This window comes from Porphyromonas sp. COT-108 OH1349 (assembly GCF_000768755.1).
GTDB classification, from domain to species: domain Bacteria; phylum Bacteroidota; class Bacteroidia; order Bacteroidales; family Porphyromonadaceae; genus Porphyromonas_A; species Porphyromonas_A canoris.
This window is the reverse complement of sequence record NZ_JRAH01000012.1, coordinates 38,899-53,247: the sequence shown is the minus strand read 5'-3', so window position 1 is coordinate 53,247 and position 14,349 is coordinate 38,899. Positions and strand designations below refer to the sequence as shown.

Annotated in this window: 13 protein-coding genes; 8 read left to right on the top strand and 5 right to left on the bottom strand. The window is 45.6% G+C overall.

Annotation, left to right across the window (positions count from 1 at the left end; genetic code table 11):
• Positions 1-23: 23 nt before the first annotated feature.
• Genes mazG through JT26_RS01875 form a run of 3 tightly spaced genes read right to left on the bottom strand, consistent with a single transcriptional unit; the run spans position 24 to position 3,805 of the window.
• Complete coding sequence (mazG, locus tag JT26_RS01885; RefSeq protein WP_036845400.1) at positions 24-833, bottom strand: nucleoside triphosphate pyrophosphohydrolase; 810 nt, start codon at positions 831-833, stop codon at positions 24-26.
• A 12-nt stretch (positions 834-845) separates the two neighbouring features.
• Positions 846-2,828 (bottom strand): cytochrome c biogenesis protein CcdA, encoded by a 1,983-nt coding sequence (locus JT26_RS01880; RefSeq protein WP_036845397.1) that lies wholly within the window; start codon positions 2,826-2,828, stop codon positions 846-848.
• A gap of 29 nt (positions 2,829-2,857) precedes the next feature.
• Positions 2,858-3,805, bottom strand: a complete 948-nt coding sequence (locus JT26_RS01875) for a pseudouridine synthase (RefSeq protein WP_052110290.1) — start codon at positions 3,803-3,805, stop codon at positions 2,858-2,860.
• Positions 3,806-4,682: 877 nt separating this feature from the next.
• On the opposite strand from JT26_RS01875, the gene JT26_RS01865 reads away from it, so the two are divergent.
• From JT26_RS01865 to JT26_RS01835, 7 genes are all read left to right on the top strand, one after another.
• Entirely contained in the window at positions 4,683-5,543 is an 861-nt protein-coding gene (locus tag JT26_RS01865) for a phytoene/squalene synthase family protein (protein WP_081966357.1), read from the top strand.
• A complete protein-coding gene (gene idi, locus JT26_RS01860; RefSeq protein WP_036845393.1) occupies positions 5,540-6,103 on the top strand; it encodes an isopentenyl-diphosphate Delta-isomerase in 564 nt (187 codons plus the stop codon). The genes JT26_RS01865 and idi overlap by 4 nt, the downstream gene beginning before the upstream one ends.
• A gap of 185 nt (positions 6,104-6,288) precedes the next feature.
• Positions 6,289-6,927, top strand: coding sequence for a carotenoid biosynthesis protein (locus tag JT26_RS01855; protein WP_052110289.1), 639 nt, complete (start codon positions 6,289-6,291; stop codon positions 6,925-6,927).
• A gap of 1 nt (position 6,928) precedes the next feature.
• A complete protein-coding gene (locus tag JT26_RS01850) occupies positions 6,929-7,546 on the top strand; it encodes a lysophospholipid acyltransferase family protein (RefSeq protein WP_036845390.1) in 618 nt (205 codons plus the stop codon).
• Entirely contained in the window at positions 7,543-8,652 is a 1,110-nt protein-coding gene (locus JT26_RS01845) for a glycosyltransferase family 2 protein (RefSeq protein ID WP_036845386.1), read from the top strand. Before JT26_RS01850 ends, JT26_RS01845 begins: the two co-directional genes overlap by 4 nt.
• A gap of 13 nt (positions 8,653-8,665) precedes the next feature.
• Positions 8,666-9,409 carry a hypothetical protein gene (locus JT26_RS01840; protein WP_036845384.1) on the top strand — a complete coding sequence of 248 codons (744 nt, stop codon included), beginning with the start codon at positions 8,666-8,668 and terminating at the stop codon, positions 9,407-9,409.
• Positions 9,406-10,896, top strand: coding sequence for an NAD(P)/FAD-dependent oxidoreductase (locus tag JT26_RS01835; protein ID WP_036845381.1), 1,491 nt, complete (start codon positions 9,406-9,408; stop codon positions 10,894-10,896). The genes JT26_RS01840 and JT26_RS01835 overlap by 4 nt, the downstream gene beginning before the upstream one ends.
• Positions 10,897-11,242: 346 nt before the next feature.
• Here JT26_RS01835 and JT26_RS01830 read toward each other — a convergent pair whose 3' ends face one another.
• Positions 11,243-11,857: a YkgB family protein gene (locus JT26_RS01830; RefSeq protein WP_152565540.1), complete on the bottom strand. Its 615-nt coding sequence runs from the start codon at positions 11,855-11,857 to the stop codon at positions 11,243-11,245.
• Positions 11,858-12,007: 150 nt separating this feature from the next.
• A complete protein-coding gene (locus JT26_RS01825; protein WP_081966356.1) occupies positions 12,008-12,847 on the bottom strand; it encodes an AraC family transcriptional regulator in 840 nt (279 codons plus the stop codon).
• Positions 12,848-13,107: 260 nt separating this feature from the next.
• Between JT26_RS01825 and JT26_RS01820 the strand changes: the two genes are divergently transcribed.
• On the top strand, positions 13,108-14,199 hold the full coding sequence (locus tag JT26_RS01820) for a hypothetical protein (protein ID WP_036845375.1): 1,092 nt from the start codon (positions 13,108-13,110) through the stop codon (positions 14,197-14,199).
• The last annotated feature ends 150 nt before the right edge of the window (positions 14,200-14,349 follow it).

Genomic DNA, 14,349 nt, shown 5'->3' with positions numbered 1-14,349 from the left:
CGGAAAGAGGTTAAAAGAGGTGTTTACGACTCTGTTTCGGGAATCTGCTTTGCCTCTTCCCACCAGACATCCATCTCTTCCAAAGAGAGGTCTTTAAGCTCCACGCCGTGCGCCTTGGCTTGCTTCTCTATGTGCGTAAAGCGATGGATGAACTTTCTGTTGGTGGCTTCGAGAGCATTGTCCGGATTGAGTCCCCACAGACGAGACATATTGATGATGCTGAAAAGGAGATCGCCAACCTCGGCTTCCAGCTCCGCAGAGGGCTTTCCTTCCGATGAACGGAATGCCTCTTCCACTTCTGCCAGCTCCTCTTTCACTTTGGCAAAAACATCTGTACGATTGTTCCAATCGAATCCGACATTGCGAGCCTTGTCCTGTATTCTGTATGCCTTGATCATGGAAGGCAGACTTCGAGGCACGCCGGAGAGTACAGTCTTGTTTCCACCCTTTTCTTTCTGTTTGAGTTTCTCCCAATTGCTCTCCACTTCAGCAGCGTTGTCCACGCTCTTATCCCCGAAGATGTGAGGATGTCTGAAGATCAACTTGTCCACCAAAGCGTCGCACACTTCGACAATATCGAACTCACCGTCTTCTTCACCTATCTTCGCATAGAAAGCGACATGCAGTAAGACGTCTCCGAGTTCCTTTTTAAGCTCTGCCATATTACGAGAAAGGAGCGCATCCGAAAGCTCGAATACCTCCTCTATCGTATTTGTCCTGAGAGACTCATAAGTTTGTTCCCGATCCCACGGGCACTTTGCCCGCAGGATGTCGAGAATATTCAGCACCCGTCCGAGAGCTTGCTGCTTCTCTTCGGGAGTATGTTTAGTCATATGTCATTAAGATTACTTGTTTCGTTCTTTGAACTCTCGCTTACCGGATTCCAAGAAATCCAAATACTTCGCAACGTCTTCATCGTATGCGTAAGATGGAGCAAGAGGTTTGCCTTGAGCGTCCAACAAGACGTAATAAGGCTGTGAGTTGGTTCCGAACTTAACGCGTTGCAGATAGCTCCACTTCTCTCCGATGCTCTTGAGTTTACGTTCTTTACCATTTTCGGTAACGATCATCGGTTCAGGGAGATTGGTCTTGTCGTCCACGATAAGTGTAATGAGAACGTAGTCGTTATCTATAACACTCTTCACTTTAGGGTCTGTCCAAACGGCTGCTTCCATCTTACGACAGTTCACACAACCGAAACCGGAAAAGTCTATCATTACCGGCTTATTGTGTTTAGCCGCATAGGCCATACCTGTTTCGTAGTCGTCAAACTCTGCGTGTACCTCTGCTTCGTAAAGGTTAAAGTCTTGAGTGTATAGCGGAGGAGCGAATGCACTAACCGCTTTTAGGGGTGCACCCCACAAGCCGGGCACCATATACATGGCAAAAGCAAAGGATATAGTGGCCATAAGAAGGCGAGGAACGGATATGCGTTTCACTTCGGAGTCGTGCGGTAGAGTGATTTTGCCCAAGAGGTACATACCAAGAAGGGCGAAGATGATAATCCATAGAGAAACGAACACTTCTCTATCGAGGATGCCCCAGCCGTATGCAAGGTCTGCCACGGAAAGGAACTTAAGTGCCAATGCAAGTTCAAGGAAACCGAGAACAACCTTTACGCTGTTGAGCCAGCCACCGCTCTTCGGCATGCTTTGAAGCATATTTGGGAACACGGCAAAGAGTCCGAACGGAATGGACAACGCCAATGCAAAACCAAACATACCCACTGCAGGGCCTACGGCATTACCGATGGTAGCGGCCTGTACAAGCAGTGTGCCGATGATAGGACCGGTACAAGAGAAAGAGACCAATACAAGTGTAAAAGACATGAAGAAGATGCTCAACAAACCTGTTGTGGCATCGGCCTTTGCATCCAACTTATTGGTCCAGGATTGTGGAAGTGTCAGCTCGAACATTCCGAAGAACGAAACCGCAAACACAACCAGTAGCAAGAAGAAGATAATATTGAATACGGCACTTGTCGAAAGGTCGTTAAGCGCGCTTGCTCCAAAGATTGAAGTGATGGTCAATCCGAGAAGAAGATAGATAACGATGATGGAAAGGCCATAAGTGATAGCGTCTTTGATGGCTTTCTTGCGGTCTTTGGTTCTTTTGAGGAAGAAGCTCACGGTCATCGGTATCATAGGCCAGACACATGGTGTAAGGAGTGCCACCAAACCGCCAAGGAATCCAAATATAAATATTCTCCAAAGAGATGTATCCGTTGTTCTGGACAGAGTGGTATCTCCAAACGATTTCAACTCCTCCACAACCGGCTTCCACAGGTCGCCGATAACGGTATCTTCGCTTTTTTCAGCAGAAGCCGCCTCCATGTTGGCAGATTCACCTTCCGCTCCGGATATTACCGGACTACCTTTTTCAAAGTTAAATTCCACTCTTTCGGGCGGCAAACAGCTCTCATCATTACAAGCCATGAAGAACACTTCCCCGCTTACCTTGTAGTTTTCAGGGTCTTCGACATTAAGCTCTTGCGTGAATATAACCTCATCGGCATACCAACGAAGGTTCATCTCGAAGTTTTTATCAAAAACATCCAACGGCTTTCTGTCCGGTGCTACCTCTCCTGAGAGGGTCATTCCGGCGAGTGTATCAAACAGAAATTCTGTTGACGAAGGACCGCCTTCAGGTAGATTCATGTCGTACACGTGCCATCCACTCTTCATCTTTGCAGTGAAGGAGATACGCGCCTTGCCGTCTGCAATGTCCGAGATAGAGATATCCCACTTTACGGCATCAGTAATCATCTGCCCCAATGCTGTATTTACCAAGAGCAGGGCAAGGGAAAAGAATAGGAATACTTTTTTCATAAAGATAATTTAGAACGGTATTTATAGGTCTATATTTGGTTGTCGGACTGTCTGTTTTTCAGATAACCGAACAGATGCGTGGGGAAAGAGCGTTTCAAAGAGATCCGTTTGCCGGTTTTGGGATGCGTGAAAACCAATGAGATCTGCTCCAACGCTATTCTGTCTTTAAGCGTGAACGGAGAAGAGTTTCTCTTGTCTCCCATGATCACCAATCCTTTGTTTGCCAAGACCTGACGCAGAGAGAAGATCCGTCCAAGAGAGGCATTCAGCCGGACGACACTGCTTTCGCCATCGGTCCGAAGCAGAGAAAGCTCCACCACGGATGCGTTTCGCTCTCTGGTTTCACTCTTACTCTTCTGTTTCTTGGAGCTATCCTCTTTGTTTCTTGCAAGTGTAGAGATCTGCATCTTATTCTCGGCAGGCACGCCTCCCACTGCGGCAACAAAGATCTGTTCCTGCACAATCTTGTTCCAAGATGAGATGATAAGCTCTTTCGCTTGCAATCCTTTGGCAAAGATCACAATGCCGGAAGTCTCTCTGTCGAGCCTGTTCACCATAAAGAGTTTGGCATCCGGATCGTACTTCTTGTAGTGGTTGCTAAGCAGGCGGATAGCCGTGCGATCTCCATACTTACCGGTGGTGTCCACCGTATACTGCCCGTAGAGCTTCTCTATGACCACGTAGTCCGAGTCTTCCCAAAGGATTTTGATTTTGGGATGATTGAACTCCTCCGGTCGGGAAACTCTTGAAATCTGCACCACATCTCTCGGAGAAAGCAGATGCGTTGCCTGCGAAATGTACTCACTATTCACCAACACACGCTTGGCCGAAAGCAGCTGTTTGGCAGAGCTACGAGAACGAGAAGAAACGTGTACAAGGTATGGCAATAGCTCCATTGCCTCTCGCACATGATAAGTCTCCTGAATAGGATTTCCTTTCAAAGTGGGTGTTTTTCTCTTGTCTCCGGGTGTATTCATAGACTCCGATATTTTAAGAATACAAAAATAGAGAAAACTATTGACACCTTTGGTATGTGATACCTAAAATGTGTCCTTGAAGAAGAGATTTTCGGAGGGAGTTTTTATATAAAAATGGTCTCGCAAAAAATCTCCGAATCAGCCTTTCGGACGAGTCCCGAAGCGAGGCAGGAAAGAGTAGAAAAATCGGAACAGCAAGAGTATCAAACGGATATAGATTTTCTCGAATTCCGAAAAAATTTTTTCTCTGTGCGCTTCATCGCCCTCTCTCAGGTTAAACAATGTAAAATCTAACACACCTGACTGTAAATATATACTAATAGAGAAATTGCCACAAAAACGACCTTTTTACGAAGAAAACAGCTAAGACACTCACAATCAACGCACAAGCCAAAAATTCTAAACACGTTAATTGAATCCGGTAAACGTGTTCATTGAAATCACTAAACGTGTTTACTGAAAAATTAAACACGTTAAGCCGGAAGAATATGCTCGTTTACTGTTTTGGCTTAACAAGTATTGCAATTTGTGTTAATAAAACGGGGCAAATTTAACAGTTCGGTCGTGCTCTGAAAATGACCTCTCCGATCAAAATAGAGAGAGCCCAAAGGCGGTGTATGGAATATATAAAAATCACCCTCAAAAGGCGATCGTAAAGAGTGCAAAATCGGTCTCCAAAATCTCTTGACACTACTCTGTTTCAGGCAACACATTTTTAGTCTGAGATTTGCTTTTGAAAACTCTTTTTCAGGATATGGTCAAGGTATAATGAAAATGGAATGATTTTTTTTTATCTTTGAGAAAAAGGAATTGCAGAAGAGGCTTAATATGGTCTTCGGGTATCCTTTTCAATTGTAGTATAAACACGTCCGACACTATGAAGACAACCAATGCCTCCAACTATCGTAAGTACCGCATCTGCTCGTTTGAAATGAGTCGTGGTCTGACGAAAATGTATAGCACATCATTCTATTCGGCTTCCAATCTTTTCTCCAAAGATATACGTCCTGCCATACACAGCATCTACGGTTTTGTTCGTATAGCCGATGAGATCGTGGACACCTTTCACGAGCACAACCAAAAGGAGTTGTTGGATCTCTTCGAAGAGTCTTATCATCTGGCACACAAGTATGGCATCAGCACGAATCCTATCCTTTATGCTTTTCAGCTGACGGTAAAGCAGTTCGGCATTCCCGAAGAACATATACAGGCATTCCTATCGAGCATGCGCGCGGATCTTGAAAAGAAAGAGTACAAGACAGCAGAAGAGACGGCAAAGTACATCTACGGTTCGGCGGATGTCGTGGGTCTGATGTGTCTGAAAGTCTTTTGCAAGGGGGACGAGAAGCTGTTCAAGGAGTTGGAGCAACCGGCCATGAAGTTGGGTTCGGCATTTCAGAAGGTCAACTTTCTCAGGGATCTGAAAGACGACTGTTTCGGATTGGGGCGCACTTATTTCCCAAATCTCCGCATAGAGAGTTTCGATGAAGCCACGAAGATGGAGCTTGTAAAAGAGATCGAACAAGAGTTTGACGAAGCCTACAAAGGCATACAGAAGCTCCCGGAAGATGCCCGGCTTGCCGTCCTCACCGCATATAAATATTACAAAGGCTTGCTCAACAAGATAAAGAGAACCCCTGCGGACAAACTTCTTCAGACAAGGATCCGTGTCCCGGACTATCAGAAAGGGCTGCTTTTACTCTCTGCAATCATCAAAAACCGAATAAACATTCTATGACTTCAAACAATACAGCAGATATGGTGGTCCTTGTGGATGCAGGCGACAACACGCTCGGCACCATGGAAAAGATGGAAGCACACCGCAAGGGAGTGCTGCACAGAGCGGTATCCATACTGGTCTTTAACACCCGGAAAGAGTGGCTTCTGCATCGGAGAGCCCGGGAAAAATATCACGCCGGAGGGCTTTGGACCAATGCCTGTTGTACGCATCCGTTCTTGGAAGAGAGCTACGAAGATGCCGCTTGCAGGCGTATGATGGAAGAGATGGGGATAGAAGTGGAAGCGAAGAGACTTGTCCGGCTGTTCGACTTTACCTATACTGCATTGTTCGACAACGGGCTCACCGAACACGAATATGACCGAGTCTTTGCCTACATAACCGATACAGAGCCGGTTCCGAATCCTGACGAGGTCATGGATTGGAACTACTTGCCCCACGAAACATTAGACTCGGACATCCGCAACCATCCCGATCTTTACACCCCTTGGTTCAGGATCATTTACCAAAAAACCATGGAGCATTCGGACAAGATAGAGGGCTGTTTTGAGAGAGGATAATTACCAATCAAAAAAAACGATAATTACTAAACTGAAAAATGGTAATTACTAAACTGAAAAACGGTAATTACTAAATTGAGAAATGGTAATTACTAAACCAAAGAATGGTAATTACCATTTTCGGGAACGATAAGCGAAACAGAAAAACAAGATATTTACAATCACTTTAGCAACCATAACAACCGATGCAAAAACATAAAAAAGCAGATTGGCTAATCATGGCTCTCATCGCCATCTTCTACATCTTCGGTGCGCTCCAATTGGCTAACCCCGAAACCCGAACCCTATATACCGGGATGACACCTTGGGTTCTGCTCTTCTCCGTACTATTCCTGGGGCTGTACGACAAAACCCCTAAAAGATCCGGGCTGCTGCTCTTCTCCCTCATCGTAGCAGTACTCAGCTTCGGCGTCGAAGTATGGGGAGTGGCAACGGGAGATGTGTTCGGAAACTACTCTTACGGCAGTGAACTGGGGGTAAAGATAGCCGAAACGCCGCTGCTCATCGGTCTCAACTGGGTGCTGCTACTCTATCTGAGTGCAGCCATATCAAGCTTCCTGCCACGAAACATCCTCTCTTGGATCATCTTGCCATCTATACTCATGGTCGGCTACGATATGGTTATGGAGCAGGTGGCACCACGTATGGACATGTGGTCGTGGGGCGGTGATGTAATCCCTATTCAGAACTATCTCGTATGGGGAGTGCTTGCTCTGCTGTTTCATACCCTGAGATACGTGATGAATATCACTGTCCGCAACAGAATGGCACTGTTTCTCTTCACCATCCAAGTCCTGTTCTTCCTCATCATTCTTATCGCATAATATGCTCGAAGCCCGACATCATCCCATCGTCTATCCCTTTTTTCAGTACTACACGGAGTACCTCATCCGGAGAAGATTCCATGCTGCCAAGATCATCGGGACATTCACGGACAGAGGACTGCCTGTATTGCTCATGGCCAATCATATCGGATGGTGGGACGGTTTTTGGGCAATGTATCTGAAACGGAAAGTGTTCAAGCGAAAATTCTACTTCATGATGCAGGAAGATCAGCTGCTACGCTACCGCTTCTTCAACCGCACCGGAGCATTCTCCGTCAATAAAGGCAGCAGGGAAGTGATCCGTTCTCTGGAATACGCCACACGGTTGCTCGAAGAGAAAGAGAATATGCTGCTGATCTATCCGCAAGGGAAGCTCCAATCTCTTTACCTATCCGAGTTCTCTTTTCAAAAGGGCATCGAACGCATCCTAAAAGATAAAAGAGAAAGCGTACAGGTGATCTTCTCCGCCAACCTTATAGATTATCTCGCCCATCCTAAGCCTACGGTAACGATGTATATAGAAGAGTTTGCCGGAGAGATGAGCCTCGACACTTTGGAAAGAGAGTATAACAGATTTTATGCCGACTGTCTCTCCCGACAGCTCCACACGGAAGAATGATCGAGTATATCGCATACGCCGTTTTCGGATTCGCTCTGCTGAGATTCCTGATAGCATCCCTCAACATGCTCTTCCTCGAAACTCTGCCCAAACATCCGCGCATCGGAGAGGCAGAGAGAGGGAAAGTCTCCATCCTTATACCTGCTCGCAACGAAGCCGACAACATCTCACACCTTCTCTCCGACCTTAAAAGAGTAAACGATGAAAGCATCCGAGAGATCATCGTACTGGACGATCAGTCCGAAGACAACACTGCCGAGATCGTCTCTCATTACTGCCGGGACGATGCCCGTCTGCGTCTGATCTCCTCCTCATCGCTACCCGAAGGATGGCTTGGAAAGAATCATGCCTGCCACTCTCTCGCCAAAGAAGCCGAAGGAGACTTCTTCCTCTTCCTCGATGCCGATGTTCGCATAGAGCCGGGATTCGTAGACAGAGCCATGGCATACTGTCAAAAGAAAAAGACAGACCTCTTCACCGTCTTTCCTACACAGGATATGGAGACATGGGCAGAGAAAGTTTCCGTTCCCAATATGCACATCATTCTACTCACGTTGCTGTTTCTGCCGCTTGTGAGACTATCATGCTTTTCATCGCTATCGGCGGCAAACGGACAGTGCATGCTATTCAGACGAAACGCCTACAAAGCTCTCCTCCCCCACTATACCTATCGCCACAGCAAAGCGGAAGATATTGAGATCGCCCGATATTTCAAGAGAAAACGGCGCAAAGTGGCGTGTCTTACCGGAATAAAAAGCATCCACTGCAAGATGTACAGCGATCTTCAAGGAGCACTGGACGGATTTTCCAAGAACGTTACCTACTTCTTCGGCGGAGCCAATGCCTATCTCCCTGCTCTGCTGTTCTGGTCTGTAACCACCTTCGGTATCGTTCCACTTCTGCTCTCATCCTCACCTATCTTTGCGCTGTACTATATCGGAATCGTAATTGTTACGCGGCTGATGGTCTCTCTGACTGCCGGACAGTCTCCCTTCTACAATATACTGCTCATCATTCCTCAGCAGATCATGCTTGGGGCATTCATTCTGAAATCGTGGATCAATAAGCGACGCCTGGAGTTCAGATGGAAAGGTCGTACTCTATAAACAGCTAAAACAGATGAAACACTTCACTCTACTATTCCTCCTGCTGCTCTTCTCTCTTCCTCTTTCGCTATCCGCATCGGAAAAGGAGAGCATCTACAACGCATACATATATAATAATATGGAGTCGTGGAAGCGTGTCATAGACCGGATGCACGCCATTAAAGAGAAAAACACAGAGCAGGAACTGGAGCTTCTCAACTTTGAATACGGCTACATCGGATGGTGTATAGGCAATAAGAAAAACAGCCTTGCCAAAACCTACATGAAGAGGATGGAAGAGAGGATGAACAGGCTCAAGAGCCGGCAGGTACGCCCTGCTCTGATGCTTGCATACGAGTCCGCCTTTCTCGGATATCAAGTGGGGCTCAACAAATTTAAGGCTCCATTCTTGGGACAAAAGAGTATATCGGCTGCCGAAAAGTCTGTAAAACAAGACCCCGACAATGCTTTCGGATATGTGCAGCTCGGCAACATCGACTTCTTTCGCCCTGCGCTCTTCGGTGGTTCCAAGCCCAATGCTCTCAAGCACTACCTCACGGCAGAGCGGCTATACCTCTCGCAGAAAGGAAGCAGTGCAGAAATCAAAGACTGGAATCTGCTTGCACTTTGGATACAAATAGCCCAAACCTATGACGCACTGGATGACGTCAAACGCGCAGACGAGTATTACAAAAAAATATTGATGGCAGAACCAAACTTCAAATGGGTGAAGGATGAGCTGTACTCCAAATTCAAACAAAAGCACAACATATCATGAATAAGAAAGTAACAATTATAGGCACAGGTCTTGGTGGCTTGGCGAGCGGACTCCTACTATCCAAAAGAGGCTTCCAAGTGTCTTTCATTGAGAAAAACAGCGAGCCGGGAGGACGTCTGAACCGGATTCGGAAAGATGGTTTTACCTTCGACACCGGTCCCAGCTTCTTTAGTATGTCTTATGTATTCAAGGAGTTTCTGGACAAGTGCGGTGTTGAGATGCCTTTTGAATTTGTAGAACTCGATCCGCTCTATTCGGTAAACTTCCGAGGAGATGATAAGACCTATCACCTATACAAGGATATAAAACGACTTGCCGAGCAGTTCGAGGAAGTGGAGCCGGACTTTGAGAACAAAATGAGGCGGTATCTCAAAAAATCGAGAGCGCTGTTTGAAGACACATTTGATATTGTCATCCGCAACAACTTCGACAATATGTTCGACTACATCACCACGTTGATGCAGGTCAATCCACGCCATATACCGGTTCTTCTCAAAACATTCTGGCAGCATGTTACAGAGCATTTCTCCTCAAAGGAGGCACGTCAGATCATCTCGCTGGTAGCATTCTTTCTCGGTCGCACGCCTTTCGACACCATGGCGATATACAGCCTTCTCTCCCACACAGAGTTTTGCCATGATGGCTATTACAATGTAAAAGGAGGGATGTACAACATCGTGCAGGGGCTGGTATCGGAGCTGGGAAAGGCAGGAGCCACATTCCGATTTGATACAGAGATTAAAGATGTCTCTTTCAGTGGAGACAAACTCACAGCCGTGATAGATAGAGAGGGCAACAGATATGAGTCCAACATTTTTCTTTGCAATGCAGACGCCGCTCTGTTCAGAGGAAGAGTGCTGCACCGAAAAGCGTACAGCGAGCAAAAGCTGGCTCAAAAAGAGTGGACCATGGGCTATCTGACGTTCTACATCGGTATTAAAGGAAAGCTGCCCCGGCTCGATCAGCACAACTACTATCTCGGCACAAACTATGAGGAGTATGCACACAACATCCTCAAAGATCCCGATACGCTGCAAAAGCCATACTACTACGTCAATGTCATATCCAAGCACAACGACAGCTGTGCCCCCGAAGGATGCGAGAGCCTGTTCTTTGTATGTCCCGTGCCAAACCTGCAATACAAAAAAGATTGGAGCGATAGAGATGAGATCGTGGACAGCATCCTTGAGGACTTCTCCAAGAGAATAGGAGAAGATATACCCTATATGGTAGTGTCGCGTACCATCTATACACCTAAGGAGTGGGAGGAGAGATTCAACCTCTATCAAGGTAGCGGTCTGGGGCTATCCCACAAGATGATGCAGATAGGCGGATTCCGCCCGGCGAATTTTGATGAAAAGTTGTTCAATCTGTTCTATGTGGGAGCTTCCACGATACCGGGTGCAGGACTGCCGATGGCTGTTATCAGTGCGGATTTGGCTTGCCGGCGGATAGAAGCTTTTGCGAACGAACAAAAGAGCAGATAGCCTGGCTCTGTCTCCATCAAGGCTTTAATAATTCATCTATAAGGGAATAAAAAAGCACCTTAACGGCTATAAAACTCTGCTTAAACAGATTCAAAACCAAGCATCAAGACTTGAATGGCAAAAATCAAGCTTTGAAAAGTACCCATCAAGGCATGATCTCTGCAGATCGCGCCTTGATGCCATAAAAGATACAGGATAAGAGCATCTTTTATACCCATTCAAAAAATCTTGCGAATACGTTTAATCTAAAAAGAGAGTATATCCGGGTATTCCATGATATACAAAGCAGGGTGTGCCATACCGATATGACACACCCTGTTTCGGTATAGAAACCGGAGATCGAAAGTTATCGTTTCACGATTCTGCGAGCAGCATCCCAAGCCACAAGCAGTCCGCCGGCACTCATGATAATGTCCTTGATCACGAGCCGTCCTACACCCGACAAGTATGGAAAGCCATAATGGGGCGTCGGTAAGTCTCCACCCAGATTGGGAACCCAAGACTCCGGAGTTGTTATAAGGAACGAAAGCGTAACGATGGACATACCAAAGGTGAGTAATCCTCCTATCAACCCGACCTTGGGAAGCCAAATACCCAGGAGGACAGAAAGCCCGATAAGCACAATCATCGTACCAAGGCCATAAGAGAAAGGATATGTACCGTTAGCCTTGTGCCAGTCTATATTCTTTTGTACCATCTTCCCCTCCGGATTTTTATGCAGTGTATACTCCTTGACCATCTCTCCTTTGTCATTCTCTACATAAGTATTAGACTTCGTGTAGAAGAAACTCATGAAAGGGCTGTTGCTTACAAAGTGCACGATACCATCGGCTTCGTATTGGCAAGCTTTAAGCCCTCCGATCCACGCCATAACCACAAAGATGGATATACGCATGAAGTTAAAGAATGGGCGCTCCAGGTTCAGAATAATTTTCCCGGATGTCTGAAAGATCTGTTCCATCAACTTTTTCATATCAACTTATTCATTTTACTATTTACACTGCAAAGTTCCGGCTTTTGAACAACGCAGGGAATGGATAAACATGATATTAACATGGATAGATTTGACACCCATCCGGTAAAAAGCCATACGAAAAAGATTTTCCGGTATTCAGTGAGGAGGTTGAGGAGGAGTAATGATGGTGATACCGACTTCATCCCTGAAGTGCTTCGGCGAAAGCCCTGTTGCCTTTTTGAAGTAACGGCTGAAGTAAAACTCGTCTTGGAAGTTCAGCATCAGTGCAATCTCTTTTATGCTCTTGTCCGTAAGGTGAAGAAGCCTTTTGGCAGCAATGATAACCCTGTCTTGTATCAGCTGTGTAGGACTTTTTCCAAACACCTGCTTGCTCTTCCGACTCAATACTTCGGGAGAGACACCCACTTCACGGGCATAAAAAAGCACTCTCCTCTCCTCCAGATGATGCTTCTCCAAGAGCTGCTCGAACAGGAGTGCCTGTCTGTCCGTAACACTGTTCAGCTGCCCCTCCAAAGCATCTTTCTGTCTGCTGCACAAGGCAAGCAGAAGTTGGAGATAGGTTTTGATGATAGAGGAAGTAAAAGGAAGCTCCTCTTTGTCCCTGTGCTGCTCTTCTGCAATCCGGTCTGTCAGCTCGTAAAGATAGCGCAGCAAGGAGGGCGAAACTGTTACGTAGGGTTTCAGATAGGCGTTGTTGAACAACAATCCATTGCAAGCCACCTCATATTTATGGTACTCGATGCAGTAGAAATCGCTATGAAAAGAGAGTTGTCGATAGCTCTCAGGGAGCTTTGACCACACCAAACTCTGGTAAGGTGAGAGGAATAACACCGTATTGGCTTCCGCATCGTAATCCGTACCATCCACCATGAATGTAGAACCCTGCTCCAGAAAAACAATGGTGTAAAGAGAGGAAGTAAAACTACTTTCCGGGATATTCGGCGGAAAATCTTGTATAGAGATTAACTGAGACATAGATCTGCTTGATATATATTATATTCCAACCTCTGATGGCAAAGATAACAACTCCCGACAAACTTTTCCCGTAAAGGTTCCGGATATTACATATTTTGTACGGATAAGCACTCCCCGATCCCAATCATAGATATCGAATACAACAATTTGAGCATAAAAGTATAATAGAAAGGAATATTAAGTACCTTAGCAAACTGGATGAAAGGAGTTACTCACCTTTCCTTAATAGTACAAATTATGAAATAACGGATTTGACAGGTATGATGAAATCTTTTTGGATAAGTGTAATACTACTGGTATTATCGGTTGCTACGATGAAAGCTCAAAACAGCAGATTCAACTCGTTTACCCATAACGAAAGCATTGCTTACTGCATCACCTCCAAAGGTACACCCAATAACATTGTCCGTCTTGACAACAACTGGGAGATACTTCTCGCTTTAAGAGAGCCTCACACCATTAAAGCATTGGATTCGATCAATGTTAAGTTCACGTACAGTCAGCTGCAACTGCTTGCAGATTGGAAGTTGATCCGAAACAACAAAAACAAATTCCAAACCAATATAATAATATTGGACAGCCTGCAAACCCTCAAACTGCGCAACCATTCTAAGGAGCTATCGGAGGCTTTGGCAGGTAAAATCGGGAAAGATGTTGCCGATTTTGTGAAGCTGTTGAAGAGTGAAGGAAGAGAGCGGAACTCGTACAGCATCCTTTTCTCTTATGTTATTGATGGACTGGTATGGAAGTGTTTGGAGGAGAGAGGAGCTATCAGAAAAAAAGAACTCTCCATGAAAGAACCCTTGTGGAGCGGTGAGTTTTGGACGCTTTATCCTAAAAGAGATTTTTACTGCGGTACTAATACTCTGTCAAGCAAGGGTTACTCGCTCAAAATCAACTGGAGTGAGGGTGCTTTTTCAAGGATAAGACCTTTTATCTCAAATACCCGACAACTGGATCTTCTCTTGAGAGACTTTGAGAAAAATGGGAAAATCACGGAAGAGAGCACCATTGCCGTATTTTCCAAGTTTAATTTATTCAATGAATCCGGGCATATAACCGTACCAATCCTTGAGGAAAACGATAAGAACTCACTCTATCTTCAGTCGAAGAAGATAGCCGATAGTGTTGCGGATTTTCTGGATCAATCTTTGGATATAGAGCTGTTGCAGAGGGAGTTTGGATTTGCAGACAAGTCGCAAGCAATCGTCATCATGTATCACGAAATACTTTGGGATCTGCTTGCGGAGCTGGAAAACAAAAAGATAATCACGAAACCGACTATTTTTATAGCCCCAGATGCTGCCAAGGATGAAAATGTTTCGGATCTGATCTTCTTCGTGAAAAGATAAGCGGATGAGTGATGTTTCCTTTCTTTCCGAAACCAACTGTTCGAGATATAAATATTATTGTGTACCTTTGCAAGGCGGAGTGAACAGGCGTATGTTCACGAACACAAAGTATTTAGGATAGATAAACAGAGAAAAGGAAATAACACGATT